This window comes from Streptomyces uncialis (genome assembly GCF_036250755.1).
In the GTDB taxonomy this organism is placed as follows: Bacteria; Actinomycetota; Actinomycetes; order Streptomycetales; family Streptomycetaceae; genus Streptomyces; species Streptomyces uncialis.
The window spans coordinates 3,717,742-3,734,988 of sequence record NZ_CP109583.1 but is presented as its reverse complement, the minus strand read 5'-3'; the positions used below and the strand labels follow the sequence as shown (position 1 = coordinate 3,734,988).

The 17,247-nt window shown below is 71.7% G+C and carries 15 protein-coding genes; 12 read left to right on the top strand and 3 right to left on the bottom strand.

Going from position 1 to position 17,247, the window contains the following annotated elements; genetic code table 11:
• Positions 1-11: 11 nt before the first annotated feature.
• The 8 genes from OG711_RS15250 (at position 12) to OG711_RS15215 (ending at position 9,955) form a co-directional block, all read left to right on the top strand.
• Entirely contained in the window at positions 12-1,136 is a 1,125-nt protein-coding gene (locus tag OG711_RS15250; RefSeq protein WP_329559503.1) for a hypothetical protein, read from the top strand.
• Between the two features lie 136 nt (positions 1,137-1,272).
• Positions 1,273-2,499: an amidohydrolase gene (locus OG711_RS15245; RefSeq protein WP_099285203.1), complete on the top strand. Its 1,227-nt coding sequence runs from the start codon at positions 1,273-1,275 to the stop codon at positions 2,497-2,499.
• A gap of 450 nt (positions 2,500-2,949) precedes the next feature.
• Positions 2,950-3,453: a GNAT family N-acetyltransferase gene (locus tag OG711_RS15240; protein WP_329559502.1), complete on the top strand. Its 504-nt coding sequence runs from the start codon at positions 2,950-2,952 to the stop codon at positions 3,451-3,453.
• Positions 3,454-4,145: 692 nt separating this feature from the next.
• Positions 4,146-5,210, top strand: coding sequence for a BMP family lipoprotein (locus OG711_RS15235; RefSeq protein WP_329559501.1), 1,065 nt, complete (start codon positions 4,146-4,148; stop codon positions 5,208-5,210).
• Between the two features lie 296 nt (positions 5,211-5,506).
• Entirely contained in the window at positions 5,507-7,135 is a 1,629-nt protein-coding gene (locus OG711_RS15230; RefSeq protein ID WP_245876676.1) for an ABC transporter ATP-binding protein, read from the top strand.
• Positions 7,132-8,262: an ABC transporter permease gene (locus OG711_RS15225; RefSeq protein WP_329559500.1), complete on the top strand. Its 1,131-nt coding sequence runs from the start codon at positions 7,132-7,134 to the stop codon at positions 8,260-8,262. The genes OG711_RS15230 and OG711_RS15225 overlap by 4 nt, the downstream gene beginning before the upstream one ends.
• Complete coding sequence (locus tag OG711_RS15220; RefSeq protein ID WP_073784087.1) at positions 8,259-9,545, top strand: ABC transporter permease; 1,287 nt, start codon at positions 8,259-8,261, stop codon at positions 9,543-9,545. Before OG711_RS15225 ends, OG711_RS15220 begins: the two co-directional genes overlap by 4 nt.
• On the top strand, positions 9,542-9,955 hold the full coding sequence (locus tag OG711_RS15215) for a cytidine deaminase (protein ID WP_073784089.1): 414 nt from the start codon (positions 9,542-9,544) through the stop codon (positions 9,953-9,955). The genes OG711_RS15220 and OG711_RS15215 overlap by 4 nt, the downstream gene beginning before the upstream one ends.
• 213 nt (positions 9,956-10,168) lie before the next feature.
• On the opposite strand, the gene OG711_RS15210 is transcribed toward OG711_RS15215, so the two are convergent.
• Entirely contained in the window at positions 10,169-10,624 is a 456-nt protein-coding gene (locus OG711_RS15210) for a winged helix-turn-helix transcriptional regulator (protein ID WP_329559499.1), read from the bottom strand.
• A gap of 132 nt (positions 10,625-10,756) precedes the next feature.
• Between OG711_RS15210 and OG711_RS15205 the strand changes: the two genes are divergently transcribed.
• Positions 10,757-12,067 (top strand): MFS transporter, encoded by a 1,311-nt coding sequence (locus OG711_RS15205; protein ID WP_329559498.1) that lies wholly within the window; start codon positions 10,757-10,759, stop codon positions 12,065-12,067.
• A 48-nt stretch (positions 12,068-12,115) separates the two neighbouring features.
• Here OG711_RS15205 and OG711_RS15200 read toward each other — a convergent pair whose 3' ends face one another.
• Positions 12,116-12,517 carry a hypothetical protein gene (locus OG711_RS15200; RefSeq protein ID WP_073784095.1) on the bottom strand — a complete coding sequence of 134 codons (402 nt, stop codon included), beginning with the start codon at positions 12,515-12,517 and terminating at the stop codon, positions 12,116-12,118.
• 390 nt (positions 12,518-12,907) lie between these two features.
• Here OG711_RS15200 and OG711_RS15195 point away from each other — a divergent pair, with 390 nt between their 5' ends.
• Both OG711_RS15195 and OG711_RS15190 read left to right on the top strand, forming a co-directional pair.
• Complete coding sequence (locus tag OG711_RS15195) at positions 12,908-14,182, top strand: thymidine phosphorylase (protein ID WP_073784097.1); 1,275 nt, start codon at positions 12,908-12,910, stop codon at positions 14,180-14,182.
• A 207-nt stretch (positions 14,183-14,389) separates the two neighbouring features.
• Positions 14,390-14,998: an isochorismatase family protein gene (locus OG711_RS15190; protein ID WP_329559497.1), complete on the top strand. Its 609-nt coding sequence runs from the start codon at positions 14,390-14,392 to the stop codon at positions 14,996-14,998.
• A 215-nt stretch (positions 14,999-15,213) separates the two neighbouring features.
• On the opposite strand, the gene OG711_RS15185 is transcribed toward OG711_RS15190, so the two are convergent.
• A complete protein-coding gene (locus tag OG711_RS15185; RefSeq protein WP_329559496.1) occupies positions 15,214-16,077 on the bottom strand; it encodes an NAD(P)H-binding protein in 864 nt (287 codons plus the stop codon).
• Between the two features lie 92 nt (positions 16,078-16,169).
• Between OG711_RS15185 and OG711_RS15180 the strand changes: the two genes are divergently transcribed.
• On the top strand, positions 16,170-17,192 hold the full coding sequence (locus tag OG711_RS15180) for an AraC family transcriptional regulator (RefSeq protein ID WP_329559495.1): 1,023 nt from the start codon (positions 16,170-16,172) through the stop codon (positions 17,190-17,192).
• The last annotated feature ends 55 nt before the right edge of the window (positions 17,193-17,247 follow it).

The window sequence follows — 17,247 nt, the reverse complement described above, 5'->3', positions numbered from 1 at the left end:
CGGAGCGACAATTGAGTCCCCGAGTCGGGCCGGTGGGCCCCACCCAGACCCTCGCGTTCGTCGAGAGCCCCGTCCAGCTCCTCAACGTGCTGGAGTGGGCGCACCACAGCGACGGGCGGCCCCCCGCCGCCCCGTCCGGCCCGGCCGGGGCGCACCCGCGTGCCGCGGACGACCCGTCCTGGCTGACCCTGGTCGTCCTCTCACCGGGCGACCCGATGACCCGGGGCCAGCTGCGGCGGATGGCGGAACTGGCGCGGGGCGAGGGCCACCGGGTGCGCTGGGAGGAGGCGCGCGGGGGACCGACGGCGCCCTTCCGGACGGTCGGCGCGCTGGCGCCCCTGCTCCGGGGGGCGGCGCGGATCGTCATCGGCGACCCGTTCTCCCGTTACGTCCAGCTGCTGCTCACCCTGGTCCGGGAGGCGGGACTGGTCGTGGTGGACGACGGCACGGCGACCATGGAGTTCGTCGCCCAGCTCGCGGGCGGGGAACGGCTGGTGCGCTGGCACCGGCGCGGGGGCCGGCCCGGCCCCCGTGACCTGGTGTTCGCGCCGGTCTCCGCGCTGGCCCGGCGGCGGCTGGCCCCGGCGGACGGGAGCACCGTCGAGGTGTTCTCCGCGATGCCGATCGGGACGGTGCCGGACGGTGTACGGGTCACCGTCAACGACTTCGCGTGGACCCGGTCCCGCTTCGGGCCGCCCCGGCTCACCAGGGGCGCCGACCTCGTCGGCACCTCGCTGGTGGAGACGGGCGTGGTCAACCCCGACCGCTATCTGACGGCGGTCCGCTCGCTGGCCCGCGACCATGGCGCCACCCGGTACTTCGCACACCGGCGGGAGAGCCCCGAGAAGCTGCACCGGCTCGCCACGGCCACGGGACTGGAGGTCTGCCGCCCGGATCTGCCGCTGGAGCTGATCGCCCGGCGGGGGCCCGTCGGGCGGACGATCCTCAGCTTCCCGTCCACCGTCGTGCACACGCTGCCGCTCGCCCTCGCGGGTACGGAGGTACGGATAGCCGTCTGTGACATCGATCCCACCTGGCTCACCGACCATGCCTCGCCCCGGGCACACGGCTTCCTCAGCGGGGTCACGGGCACCGCGCGTGACGTGCACCGACTGCGCTCGGTGGGTGCGGGGTGACTTCGTTCCCTACCCATCCCGAGTGAAGATCATGCGTCCACATCCTGGAATCGTTACACCAATCAGGCTGAACTTTCATAGATCACCGCGCAGTTGACCCCCCTGTCGCTTTACCCTTCAAAGGGTGAACCAACTGATGTCCGCTGACACAGACTCCACGTCCGACGCCGACCGGCCCGGGATGCCGCTGCTGCCCGGTACCCTGCCCGACGCGCTCCGTGCCGAGCTCATCGCGTTCCGCCGCGACATGCATATGCACCCCGAGCTGGGCAACCAGGAGTTCCGGACCACCGCCGCGATCAAGACCCGCCTGGAGAAGGCGGGACTGCGTCCGCAGGTCCTGAAGCTCGGCACCGGACTGATCTGTGACATCGGCACCTGGGACGGCGTACGGCCCAGGCTGGCGCTGCGCGCCGACATCGACGGGCTGCCCATCCCCGACATGAAGACCGGCTGCGCCTACCGGTCCACGGTGCCCGACCGGGCCCACGCCTGCGGGCACGACGTGCACACGTCCGTGGTGCTCGGCGCGGGGCTGGTGCTGGCCGGGATGGACCGTGCGGGCACGCTTCCGCATCCGGTGCGGCTGATCTTCCAGCCCGCCGAGGAGGTGCTGCCGGGCGGCGCGACCGACGCGATCGCCGCCGGTGTGCTGGACGGGGTGGGGCGGATCATCGGGGTGCACTGCGACCCCCGGGTCGACGCGGGCCGAATCGGGCTGCGGCACGGACCGATCACCTCCGCGTGCGACCGGCTGGACATCTCCCTCGACGGGCCCGGCGGGCACACCGCGCGGCCCCATCTGACGACCGACCTCGTCATCGCCGCGGCCAAGGTGGCGACCGAGGTCCCCGCGCTGGTCGCCCGGCGGGTCGACGCGCGGTCCGGGCTGGCCCTGACCTGGGGGCGGATCGAGTCCGGGCACGCGTGCAACGTCATCCCGCAGCACGCGGAGCTGTCCGGGACCGTGCGGTGCCTCGACCTCCAGTCGTGGCGGCTGGCACCGGACCTGGTGCACGCGGCCATCGACGAGGTGGCGGGCCTGTACCGGGCGAAGACGGAGATCACCTACGTCCGCGGGGTGCCGCCGGTGGTCAACGACCCCCAGGTCACCAAGCTGCTCCGGGACGCGATGACCGCGCGGCGCGGCGCGGCGTCGGTGCAGGATACCGAGCAGAGTCTCGGGGGCGAGGACTTCTCCTGGTACCTGGAGCATGTGCCGGGGGCGATGGCGCGCCTCGGCGTGCGCAGGCCGGGGGAGCGGACCGTGCGGGACCTCCACCAGGGGGATTTCGACGTCGACGAGTCGTCGATCGCCGTCGGCGTCGAACTCTTCACGGCGGCGGCCCTCCTCGACACGTAGTCCCGGTCGCCGTTCCAGGTCCGTCCGGGTGGACGCGCTTGTTCCTGTGCCGTCGCTCGTCGTTTTTGCGCGGTTCCTCGCGCCCCTGGGTTTCGTGTGCTGGGCGTACTTGTCCCTGTGCCGTCGCTCGGTGGTTTCGCGCAGTTCCCCGCGCCCCTGTCGGGGCGCTGCCTGTCTGGTGTTGTCGGCCGGGTGCGGGTCTGCCCTCGTTTTCGCGCAGTTCCCCGCGCCCCTTTGGGGCGCGTCCGGCCGGTTCTTCGGGTCGGTGCCGGTCGGGATTCTCCGTCCTCGCTCCAACGCGCTCGGTAGGGACGGGAAGGTGACCCCACTGGTGGCGTCGGAGTCTGCGGGCAGAGATTCCCGCCCACCCCCTCCCGCAGCCGGGCGGGTGCGCGAGGAGGATGGTTCCGCAAGCTGGCTGCGTACCGAATGGATTGAAGAGTCCGGTCGATGGATTTGAGGCGCCATACACACGCCGACGCACAACACGTCCGGTCCCTGTTGCTGGACCTCCACGATGCGGCGTACGTCGACAACCCTGACCCGTTCCACTCGCGTGAGCGCTTCTCCTGCTTCCTCGACCTGTGGTCGTCCCGTGAGAACTGGCAGTGCGTTTCAGGGTGGGAAGCGAGCGGTCCGGTCGGCTACGCGTACGGCTCCATGCTGAAGCCCGGCGGATGGTGGAAAGGGCACGCGCGGCCACTCGGGCTCCGCGGGCCTGTGTTCGCCCTCTCGGAGCTGATGGTCGTCCCCGAATGGCGCGGTACGGGGGGTGCTCGCCAGCTCCACGAAGCGCTGCTCGCCCCGGTGCCGGCAAGAGTCGTCACCCTCCTGGTGGAGACCGGGAAGCCAAGGGTCCAAGCCCTGTACGAGAGCTGGGGCTACGACAAGGCGGGCGAGACAACCACCTGCGACGACTCCCCGACAAGTTCGGTAATGGTCCGGAAGCCATGAGTCACCCCCCTCCCCGCGCAGTCGCCCTGCTACGGGAGGGGGTGGGCGGGAATCTCTGCCCGCAGACTCCGATGCTCTTCAGTAGGACCAGTGAACGTCCGACCGAGCGCGTTGGAGCGAGGACGGAGAATCCCGACCGGCCCCGCCCCGAAGAACCGACAGAAGGCGCCCCAAAGGGGCGCGGGGAACTGCGCACAACCACCGAGCGACGGCACAGGACAAGCGCGCCCAGCACAAGCAACCCAGGGGCGCGAGGAACCGCGCACCCCACGAGCGACGGCACAGGGACAAGCGCGCCCACCCGGACAGACCTCAGAAGCGCAAGCGAAGGCGACCTGCGGGGAACTGCGCGAAACCACCGAGCGACGGCACAGGAACAAGCGCGCCCACCCGGACAGACCTCAGAAGCGCAAGCGAAGGCGCGCCCGGCAACGCCGGACCCGGAGCCGCCGGGGAGCGGGGGACCCGGGGTGACCCCGTAACCCCAGTGGCCCCAGGAAACCCATCCTGACCTGGGACGAAGCAGGTCAGGACCCGCACACGTCACCCCCCGCACCCCGTGAGGTAACCCCGCGTTCGCGTCGATCCGATAACAGCTCACCAAGACCCCTTTATCTGACATCTACGCGCGTTACGATCGCGGCGAAACCAGCGCCGGAAGTGGCGCTTCGGTCAGGTTGAAGGAGCCTCCCTTGCGCCGGGTAGCCAAGATCTCCGCTGCGGTCCTCGCGTCCGCAGCGCTCACGTTCACCGCCACGGCCTGTGGCAGCACGTCCTCCGAGAAGAAGGACTCCGGTTCCGACTCCTCGTCCTCCGGTGGAGGCAAGGGCGTCAAGATCGGCCTCGCCTACGACGTCGGCGGCCGCGGCGACTTCTCCTTCAACGATTCGGCCGCCCGTGGCGCCGACAAGGCGACCAAGGAGTTCGGCGGGGAGCTCAAGGAGCTGACCGCCAAGGTCACCGACACCGAGGCCGACCGTGAGCAGCGCCTGTCCTCCCTCGCGGACGCGGGCTACAACCCGATCGTCGGGGTCGGCTTCGCCTACGCCGCGTCGATGACGAAGGTCTCCGCGAAGTACCCGGACACCACCTTCGGCATCGTGGACTCGGTGGTGGACGCCAAGAACGTCTCCAGCATCACGTTCACCGAGGAGCAGGGCTCCTACCTGGCCGGTGTCGCCGCCGCGCTGAAGACGAAGAAGGACCACGTCGGCTTCATCGGCGGCGCGGACATCCCGCTGATCAAGAAGTTCGAGGCGGGCTTCATCCAGGGCGCCAAGGAGACGAACCCGAAGATCAAGGTCGAGAGCCAGTACCTGAGCCGCGGCTCGGACACCTCCGGCTTCGCCAGCCCCGACAAGGGCAAGGAAGCCGCGCAGGGCCAGCTCGACAAGGGCGCCGACGTGATCTACACGGCGGCCGGCTCCTCCGGCACCGGCGCGATCGAGGCCGTCGCGGGCGTCAAGGGCGCCTGGGGCATCGGCGTCGACTCGGACCAGTACAACGTCCCGGGTCTCGCCAAGTACAAGGAGTCCGTGCTGACCTCGGTCGTCAAGAACGTCGACATCGGCGTCTACGACCTGATCAAGTCGATCAAGGACGGCAAGCCGCTGACCGGCGTCAACACGTACCCGCTGAAGGACGACGGCGTCTCGCTCTCCGTGAGCGGTGGCTTCCTCAAGGACATCCAGCCCAAGCTGGACGAGGCCAAGAAGAAGATCGTCGACGGCTCCATCAAGGTCAAGACCACCCCGTAGCACCACGCCGGGCCCCCGGGGCCCGGCAGGCGGCGGACGGACCCACCGGGGCATCCCGGCCCCCGGGTCCGTACCGTCCCACCGGCTCGGCACGGGAGGGAAGCGTCATCACCTCCCGGCCGGGCCATAACGATGTGTCAACTCTACGCGTGTAGCGTGGAGTTGAAGCGCTACGTTCTCCCGGCGCCGTGACGACAGTTCCCTGAAGTCGCCGTACCGCCGACGATCCAGGGATCTCGCGTCGCAGACGCCCGCCCTCCCACGCCTCGCCTGCCCCTTCCCCCGAGGAGTGCGCCATCAACGCGTCCACCCCGTCACCGCCGCAGGCCGCCGCCGTCGAACTGCGCGGAATCACCAAGCGGTTCCCCGGCGTCGTCGCCAATCGTGACATCGACATCACCGTCCGCAAGGGCACCGTCCATGCCCTCTGCGGCGAGAACGGTGCCGGCAAGTCCACCCTGATGAAGATCCTCTACGGCATGCAGAAGCCGGACGAGGGCACCATCACGGTCGACGGCGACCAGGTCTCGTTCAGCACCCCGGCCGACGCCATCGCGCGCGGTATCGGGATGGTCCACCAGCACTTCATGCTGGCCGACAACCTGACGGTCCTGGAGAACATCGTCCTCGGCGCCGAGAAGCTGCACGGCATCGGCGCGAAGGCCCGCAGGCGGATCAAGGAACTGTCCGACGCCTACAGCCTCGGGGTACGGCCCGACGTACTGGTGGAGGAGCTCGGCGTCGCGGACCGCCAGCGGGTGGAGATCCTCAAGGTCCTCTACCGCGGCGCGCGCACCCTCATCCTGGACGAGCCCACCGCGGTCCTCGTCCCGCAGGAGGTCGGCGCGCTGTTCGACAACCTGCGGGAGCTGAAGTCCGAGGGCCTCACGGTCATCTTCATCTCGCACAAGCTCGGTGAGGTCCTGTCGGTCGCCGACGACATCACCGTCATCCGGCGCGGCACCACCGTCGGCACCGCCGACCCCCGCACCACCACATCCAAGCAGCTCGCGGAGCTGATGGTGGGCAGCGAGCTGCCCTCGCCGGAGACCGAGGAGTCCACGGTCACCGACATCGCGACCCTCGACCTCGCGGCCGTCCGGCTCACCCAGACCGACCTCGACGGCATCGAGCGGATCATCCTCGACGACATCACCCTCACCATCCACCAGGGTGAGGTGCTCGGTATCGCCGGAGTCGAGGGCAACGGCCAGTCCGAGCTGGTCGAGGCGATCATGGGCATCCGCCGTCCCGACAGCGGCACGATCACCCTCGGGGACGCCGACATCTCCCACGCCCCCACCCGGCACCGCCGCGAGGAAGGCATCGGCTACATCCCCGAGGACCGCCACCGCCACGGACTGCTCCTCGAAGCGCCGCTCTGGGAGAACCGGATGCTCGGCCACATCACCGAGCGCCCCAACTCCCGCGGCGGACTCCTCGACATCAAGGCCGCCCGCGCCGACACCGAGCGGATCGTCGAGGTGTACGACGTCCGCACCCCCGGGATCGACGTCACCGCGGCCTCCCTGTCCGGCGGCAACCAGCAGAAGCTGATCGTCGGCCGCGAGATGAGCCACGCGCCCAAGCTGCTCATCGCCGCGCACCCCACCCGGGGCGTCGACGTCGGCGCGCAGGCCCAGATCTGGGACCAGATCCGCCGCGCCCGACGCGAGGGCCTCGCGGTGCTGCTGATCTCCGCCGACCTGGACGAGCTCATCGGCCTCTCCGACACCCTGCGGGTCATGTACCGGGGGAAGCTGGTCGCCGACGCCGACCCCGCGACGGTCACCCCCGAGGAGCTGGGCTCCGCCATGACGGGCGCGGCCACCGGCCATCTGGAACACACCGAGGACCCCGCCCCCGGCGCCGCCCCCGCGGCCCCCGGGGCGGACGGTACGCAGTCGGAGGACGACACCCGATGAACAAACTGACCTCCCGCATCGACAAGGAGCGGGTGCTCCTCGCGGTCGCGGCCCCCGCCCTCGCGCTGGTCGCCGCCGTGGTGATCACCGCGCTGGTGCTGCTCGCCACCGGCAAGGACCCGTTCGCCGCGTTCGGCGACATGCTGACGTACGGCTCCGCCAGCGACAGCCAGGTCTACATCCTGAACAAGGCGACCACGTACTACCTCGCCGGTATCGCCGTGGCCATCGGCTTCCGGATGAACCTGTTCAACATCGGCGTCGACGGCCAGTACCGGCTCGCCGCGTTCGTCGCGGCCCTGCTCGGCGGCGCGCTCACCGCGCCCGGCTGGCTCGCGATCCCGCTGATCATCCTCTGCGCGATGGCCGTCGGTGCCCTGTGGGCGTCGATCGCGGGCATCCTCAAGGTGACCCGGGGCGTCAGCGAGGTCATCTCGACCATCATGCTGAACGCCATCGCCACCGCCGTGATCGGCTACCTCATCCAGCCCGAGCAGCTCGGCCAGCTGGACAAGGCGGGCACCCTCGTCTCCACCAAGCCGCTGCCCGAGGGCTCGTGGTTCTTCGCCTTCGACACGGGCGCGGCCGGTGAGGTCTGGGGCTTCGTGCTGATCGCGATCCTCGTCGGCGTCCTCTACTGGTTCACCCTGGGCCGCACCCGCTTCGGCTTCGACCTGCGGGCGGTCGGCCAGTCCGAGTCCGCCGCCGCCGCGAGCGGTGTCAACGTCAAGCGGATGATCGTCACCAGCATGGTCCTGTCGGGCGCGGTCGCCGGGCTCGTCGGGATGCCGACCCTGCTCAACGACAGCCACCAGTTCGCCAACGACTTCCCGCTGGGCATCGGCTTCACGGGTATCGCCATCGCCCTGCTCGGCCGCAACCACCCCATCGGTATCGCGCTCGGCGCCCTGCTGTGGGGCTTCCTGGAGCGCACCACCAGCCATCTGGAGCTCCAGGGCTACGACAAGGAGATCCTCGGCGTGATCCAGGGCGTCATCGTCCTGTGCGTGGTCATCGCCTACGAAGTCGTGCGTCGCTACGGCCTCAAGCGTCAGCAGCAGCGTGTCGGCGCCGAACTCGCCGCCCAGGCCGCCGCCCGTACCGAGAAGCAGGAGGTGGCGGGATGACTGCCACGTTGACCGAAACGCCGCCGCCCGCGGCGCCCAAGGCGGATCGCGGCCAGCGCCGCAAGCGCTGGACCCTCTCCCGTGTCCTGTTCGCCATCGCGGGCGCGCTCGTCCTCATCTCCGCCGTCCGTGTCGTCACCGGCGCCGACCAGATCACCTCCGAGGGCCAGATCAGCGCGGCCCTGCGGCTCGCCGTGCCGATCGCGCTCGCCGGACTCGCCGGACTGTGGGCCGAACGCGCGGGAGTCGTGAACATCGGCCTCGAAGGCATGATGATCCTCGGCACCTTCGGCGCCGGCTGGATCGGCTGGCAGACCAGCCCCTGGCTCGGGCTGGCGTGCGGTATCGGCTTCGGCGTGATCGGCGGACTCATCCACGCCGTCGCCACCGTCACCTTCGGCGTCGACCACATCGTCTCCGGTGTCGCGATCAACCTGCTGGCGCTCGGTATCACCCAGTACCTCGCGAAGATCTTCTTCGCCGGGGGCGACGCCCTCACCGCGGGCGGCAACCCCAAGCAGTCCCCGCCCGCCGAGTCCCTGCCCGAGTTCACGGTCCCGGGTCTGTCCAGCGGGCTGAACAGCGTCCAGGACCAGGGCTGGTTCCTGGTCTCCGACGTCGCGGGCATCCTCGGCGGCCTGGTCACCAACGTCTCCGTCGTCACCCTGATCGCCGTGCTGCTCTTCGTCGGCAGCTGGTGGGTGCTGTGGCGGACCCCGTTCGGACTGCGGCTGCGGTCCTGCGGCGAGAACCCGGTCGCCGCGGAGTCCCTCGGCGTCAACGTCTACTCGCACAAGTACCTCGCCGTCGCCATCTCCGGCGGCCTCGCCGGACTCGGCGGCGCCTTCCTCGCCCTGGTCACCGCCCATATCTACCTGGAGGGCCAGACCGGCGGGCGCGGCTACATCGGCCTCGCGGCGATGATCTTCGGCAACTGGCGGCCCGGCGGGGTCGCCATGGGCGCGGGCCTCTTCGGCTTCTCCGACGCCCTCCAGCTGCGCAACGGCGGCGAGGTCGTCCACGCGATGCTGCTGCTCCTGGTGGTGCTGCTGGTGGTCCTCGCGGGCTGGAAGGTGTACCGCAAGGCGATGCTCCAGGCGTCCATCAGCGCCGCGATCGCCGCGCTGGTCCTCGTCTGGTACCTGCTGACGGACGAGGTCCCCGGCGAGTTCGTCGGCGCCACGCCGTACATCGTGACCCTGTTGGTCCTCTCCCTCGCGGCACAACGGCTGCGGATGCCGAAGGCTGACGGTATGAGGTACCGCAAGGGCCAAGGGAAATGACGCCCACCACGGCGCCGGACGCCCCCGAGATCGACTGGGACGCGCTGCGCGAGGCCGCCCGGGACGCCATGTCCCGGGCGTACGCCCCCTACTCCCGGTACCCGGTCGGCGCGGCGGCCCTGGTCGACGACGGCCGCACGGTCACCGGGTGCAACGTCGAGAACGCGTCGTACGGGATCGGGCTGTGCGCCGAGTGCGGGCTGGTCTCGCGGCTGCTCGACACAGGCGGCGGGCGGCTGACCCACTTCACCTGTGTGGACGGCCGGGGCGAGGTCCTCGTCCCCTGCGGCCGCTGCCGCCAGCTCCTGTACGAGTTCGGGGGCCCCGAACTCGTCCTGGAGACACCGGCCGGACTGCTGCCGCTGTCCGCGATGCTGCCGCAGGCGTTCGGCCCGGACCACCTCGCGTAACCCCGGTTCGCCCGACGGCCCCCGTCCCCCGCCACGAGCGGAGGCCGGGGGCCGTCGGCGTCCCCGGACCGGCGCGGGTGCCGGTCCGCCCGGCCCCGCGACAGCTCCGCCCGCTCGGGGTCCTGCGGCGAGCGCCAGCCCGCCAGCCCGCCAGCCCGCCAGCCCGCCAGGCCGGTCGGCCTGGTGACCTGCGCCTGCGGCCCTCCGTCCGGTTCAGGGAGCCTCGGGCAGCTTGTGGACGGTGGTGTCCCCGGGGCCCAGACGGCGTCCGTCCGCGGCCCGCACCTCCAGCGCGCGCAGCGGGAGGTCCTGCCGCCGGTCGACCAGCTCCGAGTGCGGTTCGCCGGGTTCGAAGAGGTTCTGTTCGCCCCACTGCCGGAGCGCCACGACGACGGGGAACAGCGCCTCGCCCTTCGGGGTCAGGACGTACTCGCGGTAGGCGCTGCCGTCGGACGCGGGGACGGAGGCGAGGACCCCGCCGTCGACCAGGGCGCGCAGCCGCGCGGTGAGGATGTTCTTCGCGACGCCGAGGCCGCGCTGGAACTCCCCGAAGCGCCGGCTCCCGTCGAAGGCGTCCCGCACGATCAGCAGGGACCACCAGTCGCCGATCGTGTCGACGGACCGCGCGACGGGGCAGTCGCTGTCGTCGAACCGCGTCCGTTTCACCATGCCGTTCCCGCTTTCCCGTCTGGTTGCAACATGCTACCAAGTCCGGCTACCGTCCATCTGGTAGCAAGATGCAACCAGCAGGGGCGGGGTCGCCGTACGGACCCCGGCCGCGCGGAGCGGACGGAGGATGCCATGGCGGGGAACCACGAGGTCGGCGGCGGTGAGGCGGCGGCGCCACGGCGCGGGACCGGCGGGGGAGAAGGCGCTTGCGCGCCCGCGCCGACGCCCCGCGGGGTGATCCCGCTGCTCGCCGTCGCGGGCGGGGCCTCGGTGGCCAATGTCTACTTCGCGCAACCGCTCCTGGTGACGATCGGGCGCGACCTGGGGATGGCCCCGGCGCTCGTCGGCGCCGTCGTGACCCTCACCCACGTCGGATACGGGCTGGGGCTCTTCCTGCTCGTGCCGCTGGGGGACATGAAGGACCGCCGACGCCTCATCGTGACGCAACTGGTCCTGCTGGCAGGCGCGTTGGCCGTGGTATCCGTCGCCCCCACGGCGGCGCTGCTGCTCGTCGGCATGGCGGCCGTGGGGCTGCTCGCCGTGGTGACGCAGACGCTGGTCGTCCACGCCGCGTCGCTGGCACCACCCGCCCGGCGCGGGCGGGTCGTCGGGCAGGTGACCGGCGGGGTGGTCATCGGCATCCTGCTCGCCCGCGCGGTGTCCGGACTGCTGGCCGACCTCGCGGGCTGGCGGTCCGTCTACCTCGCCTCGGCGGGGCTCACCGCCCTGCTCGCCCTCGTCCTGAGCCGCTCGCTGCCGCGGAGCCCCGGCGGGGCCGCGCCGCCCGCCCTGGGCTACGGACGGCTCCTGCGCTCCACGGTCGACCTGTTCGCGCGGGAACGGCTCCTCAGGGTCCGCGCCCTGCTCGGCCTGCTGATCTTCGCGGCCTTCAGCACCCTGTGGAGCAGTGTCGCGCTGCCGCTCAGCGAGGCCCCGCACTCCCTGTCCCACACCGCGATCGGGGCGTTCGGACTGATCGGAGCCGTGGGCGCGCTCGCCGCCGGGGCGGCGGGACGGCTGAACGACCGCGGACTCTCCCGCTGGACCACGGGCGCCGGCCTGGCGCTGCTCGCCGTCTCCTGGGTGCCGCTGGCGTTCACCGGCAGCTCGCTGTGGGCACTGGTCGTCGGGGTGGTCGTCCTGGACCTCGCCGTGCAGGCGGTGCACGTCACCAATCAGACCCTGATCTACGCGCTGCATCCCGAGGCGGGCGGCCGGCTGATCGGCGGATACATGATCTTCTACGCGATCGGCAGCGCCACCGGCGCCCTCGCCGCCACTTCTCTGTACGCGGCGGCCGGGTGGGGCGCCGTATGTGTACTGGGTGCCGGGATCAGCGTTCTCGCCTTTCTGGTGTGGGCGCACGAAACACGCGCCCGGCCCATTCCGCGAGATCGTTACGGTAAGAGCTCTCCGGAAAGGGCCGGGCGGTCGCGCGGGTGATTCCCGGCGAGAGAATTCGATCTCCGGTTCGGAAGGGTGTCAGGTGGATCAGGCGGTGAAGTTGCCTTTTCCTTCGGGGAGGAGGATGGTTCCTCCACTGTCGACCCTCATCACCCAGATGGTGACCGGGGTGCCTTCCGTGAGGTTGCCGGAGATCCACGCACTGCAGGACGGTGCGGGGTGACCCTTGGTCCACGCCGTCCGGTCGATCGAGCCGTTGCGGTTGACGTCCAGGTCGACCCTGACGTAATCGCCGTCCGAGCCGGTGTCGCACGCCCTGATCGAGTCGCCCGGGATCGAGCCGCTCGGGTCCGCCTGCCACTGGCCGTAGCCCCCGCCGTCCGGCACATTCACGGTCTGCGCGGCCAGGGCGGTCCCCTGCATACCGAAGATCAGCGCCGCGGAACCCGCCAGGGGAATTGCTACCCGCGTAAAACGCTTCGCCTTCAATGGTCTCTCCTTTAGTCGTGGCGAGGAAATGGATATTCCCCCGTCGGGTTCTGATGGTTCGACTCAACTCCCTCATGATGCCTTTGCGTGCCTGCTTCTATGCTCCCCCGAAGGGGGTTGACGTCTTTACGCCAGGAAGGTTTGCAACGATCACCGGGTGCCATTCCATAGAAATCCCGCCCGGTGATCAGCGGAATTCCGATTTTCCTCGCGGCGGACCAGGAACCGGCGTCCGTCCTGCGGTCGTCCCCACTCGTCACGCAGCGCGCGGGCGCGCGGCCCGCCCGGGACGTCCCCGGGCGTACCCAACCTCCCTCTATGCGCGTAGAGTCGATTCCCGTGCCCCCGGGCGGGCGGCACGGGTGTTCGGAACCGCTGGAAGGACATGCCATGGACGTCATCTCCGTCATCCGCGCGAAGCGCGACCGCGAGGAGCTGAGCGACGCGCAGATCGACTGGGTCATCGACGCCTACACCCGGGGCACGGTCGCCGACGAGCAGATGTCCGCGCTGGCCATGGCGATCCTGCTCAACGGCATGAACCGCCGCGAGATCGCCCGCTGGACCGCCGCGATGATCGCCTCCGGCGAGCGCATGGACTTCTCCTCCCTGTCCCGCCCCACCGCGGACAAGCACTCCACCGGCGGTGTCGGCGACAAGATCACCCTGCCGCTCGCCCCGCTGGTCGCCGCCTGCGGCGCCGCCGTCCCGCAGCTCTCCGGCCGGGGCCTCGGCCACACCGGCGGCACCCTCGACAAGCTGGAGTCCATCCCCGGCTGGCGCGCCCTGCTGTCCAACGAGGAGATGCTGTCCGTCCTCGACGGCGTCGGCTCCGTGATCTGCGCGGCGGGCGACGGTCTCGCCCCCGCCGACAAGAAGCTGTACGCCCTGCGCGATGTCACCGGCACCGTCGAGGCCATCCCGCTGATCGCCTCGTCGATCATGTCCAAGAAGATCGCCGAGGGCACCGGCTCCCTGGTCCTCGACGTCAAGGTCGGCACCGGCGCGTTCATGAAGACCCTGGACGACGCCCGTGAGCTGGCCGCCACCATGGTCGGCCTCGGCACCGACAGCGGCGTCCGCACGGTCGCCCTGCTCACCGACATGTCCACCCCGCTCGGGCTGACCGCGGGCAACGCCCTGGAGGTCCGCGAGTCCGTCGAGGTCCTCGCGGGCGGCGGCCCCGCCGATGTCGTGGAACTGACCATCGCCCTGGCCCGCGAGATGCTGGACGCGGCCGGGCTGCGCGACGCCGACCCCGAGAAGGCGCTCGCCGACGGCTCCGCGATGGACGCCTGGCGCCGCATGATCGCCGCCCAGGGCGGCGACCCGGACGCGGCCCTCCCGGTCGCCCGGGAACGGCATGTCGTCACCGCGCCCGCGTCCGGTGTCCTCACCCGGCTCGACGCCTACGGCGTCGGCGTGGCCGCCTGGCGGCTCGGCGCCGGCCGGGCCCGCAAGGAGGACCCGGTGCAGGCGGGCGCCGGGGTCGAGCTGCACGCCAAGCCCGGTGACCGGGTCGCCGAGGGCGCCCCGCTGATGACCCTGCACACCGACACCCCCGAGCGCTTCGAGTACGCCCTCGAATCGCTCACGGGCGCGTACGACATCGGCACCGGCGAAGGCTTCGCCCCGTCCCCGATCGTCCTCGAACGCGTCTCCTGACCCCGCGCCGGGAGAACCGGCCCCCGCCTCGATGCCGTCCTTCCCCGAAGGGCGGCATCGCCGCGTACGGGGGACCAGGGGGAGGACGCGGACCGGTGATGGCCGTCTCGCTGGTCCGGATGCTCCATGTGACACAGCGGCCCTGACCGGTGGTCGGCCGCCGGAATCCGGTGGAGGCGGGCCGCCCGGGGCGGCGATGATGACGGGATGACCGAACGTACGAAGCCCGTCGAGGCGCTGCTCGTGGTGGATGTCCAGGTGTCCACCGTCTCCGGCCCGAGGGCCGTGCCCGGCGCGGCCCGGCTGCTGGACCGGACGGCCGATCTCCTCGCGCGGGCCCGCGCGGCCGGGGCGCTCGTCGTCCATGTCCAGAACGACGGGCCCGCCGGATCGCCCGACGCCACCGGGACGCCCGGCTGGGAACTGCACCACCCCGTGGGCGACGGCCCGGGGGAGACGGTGGTCCGCAAGTCCGAGGCCGACGCCTTCGCCGGGACCCCGCTGGCCGGTCTGCTGTCCGGCGCCGGTGTGCGGGCCGTCGCGGTGTGCGGGGCGATGTCCGAGATGTGTGTCCAGGCGACGGCCCGGACCGCCCTGGCACGCGGCCACCGGGTGGTCCTGCCGTACGACGCCCACGCCACGCAGAATGTCCCGGCGGCCCCCGGTATCAGCGACGAGATCCCGGCCGCGACCGTCTCCCGGGTCGCCGCGTGGGCCCTAGGCGGCCGGGCGGAGATCACCGCCCCGGCCGCCGCCGTCACCTTCACGGCCCCGCCCGGCCGCCCCGGACCGCGGCAGCCCACCGGACCGCGGTAACCCATCGGGTCGGCACGGGGCGCCGGGCCGGACACCGGTACGGGGACCCCGGCTCGCGGTACGGCTGTCCCGGCCCGAGGTACGGGCACCCCGGCTCGGGGTACGGCTGTCCCAGCACGCGGTACGGGCACCCCGGCCTGCGGTACGGGCATCCCAGCTCGCGGTACGGACGCCCCGGCCCGAGGTACGGACGCCCCGGGCCGCCGCCGTACGGGTCAGGCGCGCGGGGCGCTGAAGTCGGTGCCGCCGGTGTACACGGAGAAGTCCCGGGGCTCACGGCCCAGTGCCCGCCGCACCCCGTCCCCGATCGCGGCGCTGCCGTCCGCGCGGATGTGCTGGAAGAGATACAGCAGCAGATCCGCCATCTCCTGCGGCACCCCCGCCGCCTTCTGCTCCGCCAGGTACTCCTCGTCGGTCAGCGCGACGAAGGCCAGCGGACGGCCCGCCGCCGCGGAGATCTCGGCGACGGCCTCCCCGAACGTCAGCGCGCGCGGCCCCGACAGCACGTACTTCTGGCCCGCGTGCCCGTCCTCGGTCAGCGCCACGGCCGCGACCTCCGCGAGGTCGTCCAGGTCGACGAACGCCTCCCGGCCCTCCCCGGTCGGGAGCCGCAGCTCACCGGCGGTGAGGAGCGTGTTGACGAACGGCGCCTCGGTGAAGTTCTGCGCGAACCACGCGGGCCGCAGGATCGTCCACGCGAGCCCCGACCCGGTCACCGCGTCCTCGACGGCCAGCCCCTCGCGGCTGCCGTTGTCCAGCTCCTCCCACACCCGCGCCGACAGCAGCACCAGCCGCTCCACGCCCTGATCCGCGGCGAGCCGGACGAACGCGCGGACCTGGTCGGGTGCCTCGGGGCTCTCGGAGTCCACGAGATAGACGGCCCGCGCTCCGTCGATCGCCGCCTCCCAGGTGTCCGGGTCGGACCAGTCGAAGCGGGTGTCGCCGCGGCGGGAGGCCGGGCGCGCGGTGTGGCCGCGCCGGGTCAGTTCGGCGGCGACCCGGCGGCCGGTCTTGCCGGTCCCGCCGAGGACGAGGACCGGAGCGGTGGAGGAGGCGGATGAGCTCGTTGTGTTGGTCATACGGATCAGTGAACCCCCGACGGGCGGGCGGCACGATGGCTGTTGCGCTCGATTCGATGTCCGATCGTCCCACCGCCCCTAGACTCACCCGTATGGATGACGCGCTGACCACCCTGCTGCACGACGTCCGGCCCCGCGGTGCCCTCTTCGACCGGTCGCTGCTCCGGCCGCCCTGGTCGCTGCGCTTCGAGGAAGGCACCCCGCTCGCGCTGCTCACCATGCTCAGCGGCCGGGCGTGGGTCACCTCCGTGGGCCCGGCGGACGGCCCCGGCGGCGCGGAGCCCGTCCCGCTGGACCCGGGGGACGTGGTGATCGTCGTCGGCTCCGACCCGTACGTCGTCGCCGACCACCCCGCCACCGCCCCCCTCGCCGTCGTCCACGAGGGGAACCGCTGCACCACCCCCGACGGGGCCCTCCTGCTGGACGATCTGCCGATGTGCGGCGGTGACCCGGACGCGCTGGACGACCTCCCGATGTGCGCCGGGGACACGGACCCGGCCGACCTCGCCGGGGCGCCGGCCGGCCGCCCGCACGGTGTGCTGCTCAAGGGGACGTACCAGGTGGCGGGCAGTGTGTCGGCGCGGGTGCTGGACGCGCTGCCGAGGATCGCCCGGATCCCGGCGGTCCCGGAGGGCCGCCCGGCCCTGGAGATGATCTCCCGGGAGATACGCAGGGACGCCCCCGGTCAGCAGGTCGTCCTCGACCGGCTGCTGGATCTGCTGCTGGTGTCCGGGCTGCGCGAGTGGTTCGAACTGCCCGAGGCGCGGGCGCCGTCGTGGTACCGGGGCCACGCCGACCCCGTCGTCGGCCGCGCGCTGAAACTCATGCACGGGGAACCGGCCCGCCCCTGGACGGTGGCGTCGCTCGCCACCGCCGCCGGGGCGTCCCGGGCCCGCTTCGCCCAGCGGTTCACCGAACTGATGGGACAGCCCCCGATGACGTACCTCACGGAGTGGCGTATCTGCCAGGCCGCGGATCTGCTGGCGCACACCGACGACACCGTCGAGGCGGTGTCCCGCCAGGTCGGCTACGCCAACGCGTACGCGCTCAGCGTCGCCTTCAAACGCACCATGGGCATCCGCCCCACCGAACACCGCAGGACCGTCCACCGCTGACCCGCGCGGCGGCACCCGGAACCACGACCGGGGCGCGGCACGCGGAACCACCTGG

Bases quoted from the DNA above. Each gene is read 5' to 3' on its own strand.
- OG711_RS15190 (WP_329559497.1), top strand. From the start codon at position 14,390: ATGACCGAACGTACGAAGCCCGTCGAGGCGCTGCTCGTGGTGGATGTC.
- OG711_RS15210 (WP_329559499.1), bottom strand. From the start codon at position 10,624: ATGGTGAAACGGACGCGGTTCGACGACAGCGACTGCCCCGTCGCGCGG.
- OG711_RS15240 (WP_329559502.1), top strand. From the start codon at position 2,950: ATGGATTTGAGGCGCCATACACACGCCGACGCACAACACGTCCGGTCC.
- OG711_RS15195 (WP_073784097.1), top strand. From the start codon at position 12,908: ATGGACGTCATCTCCGTCATCCGCGCGAAGCGCGACCGCGAGGAGCTG.
- OG711_RS15205 (WP_329559498.1), top strand. From the start codon at position 10,757: ATGGCGGGGAACCACGAGGTCGGCGGCGGTGAGGCGGCGGCGCCACGG.
- OG711_RS15245 (WP_099285203.1), top strand. From the start codon at position 1,273: ATGTCCGCTGACACAGACTCCACGTCCGACGCCGACCGGCCCGGGATG.
- OG711_RS15215 (WP_073784089.1), top strand. From the start codon at position 9,542: ATGACGCCCACCACGGCGCCGGACGCCCCCGAGATCGACTGGGACGCG.
- OG711_RS15220 (WP_073784087.1), top strand. From the start codon at position 8,259: ATGACTGCCACGTTGACCGAAACGCCGCCGCCCGCGGCGCCCAAGGCG.
- OG711_RS15225 (WP_329559500.1), top strand. From the start codon at position 7,132: ATGAACAAACTGACCTCCCGCATCGACAAGGAGCGGGTGCTCCTCGCG.
- OG711_RS15180 (WP_329559495.1), top strand. From the start codon at position 16,170: ATGGATGACGCGCTGACCACCCTGCTGCACGACGTCCGGCCCCGCGGT.
- OG711_RS15185 (WP_329559496.1), bottom strand. From the start codon at position 16,077: ATGACCAACACAACGAGCTCATCCGCCTCCTCCACCGCTCCGGTCCTC.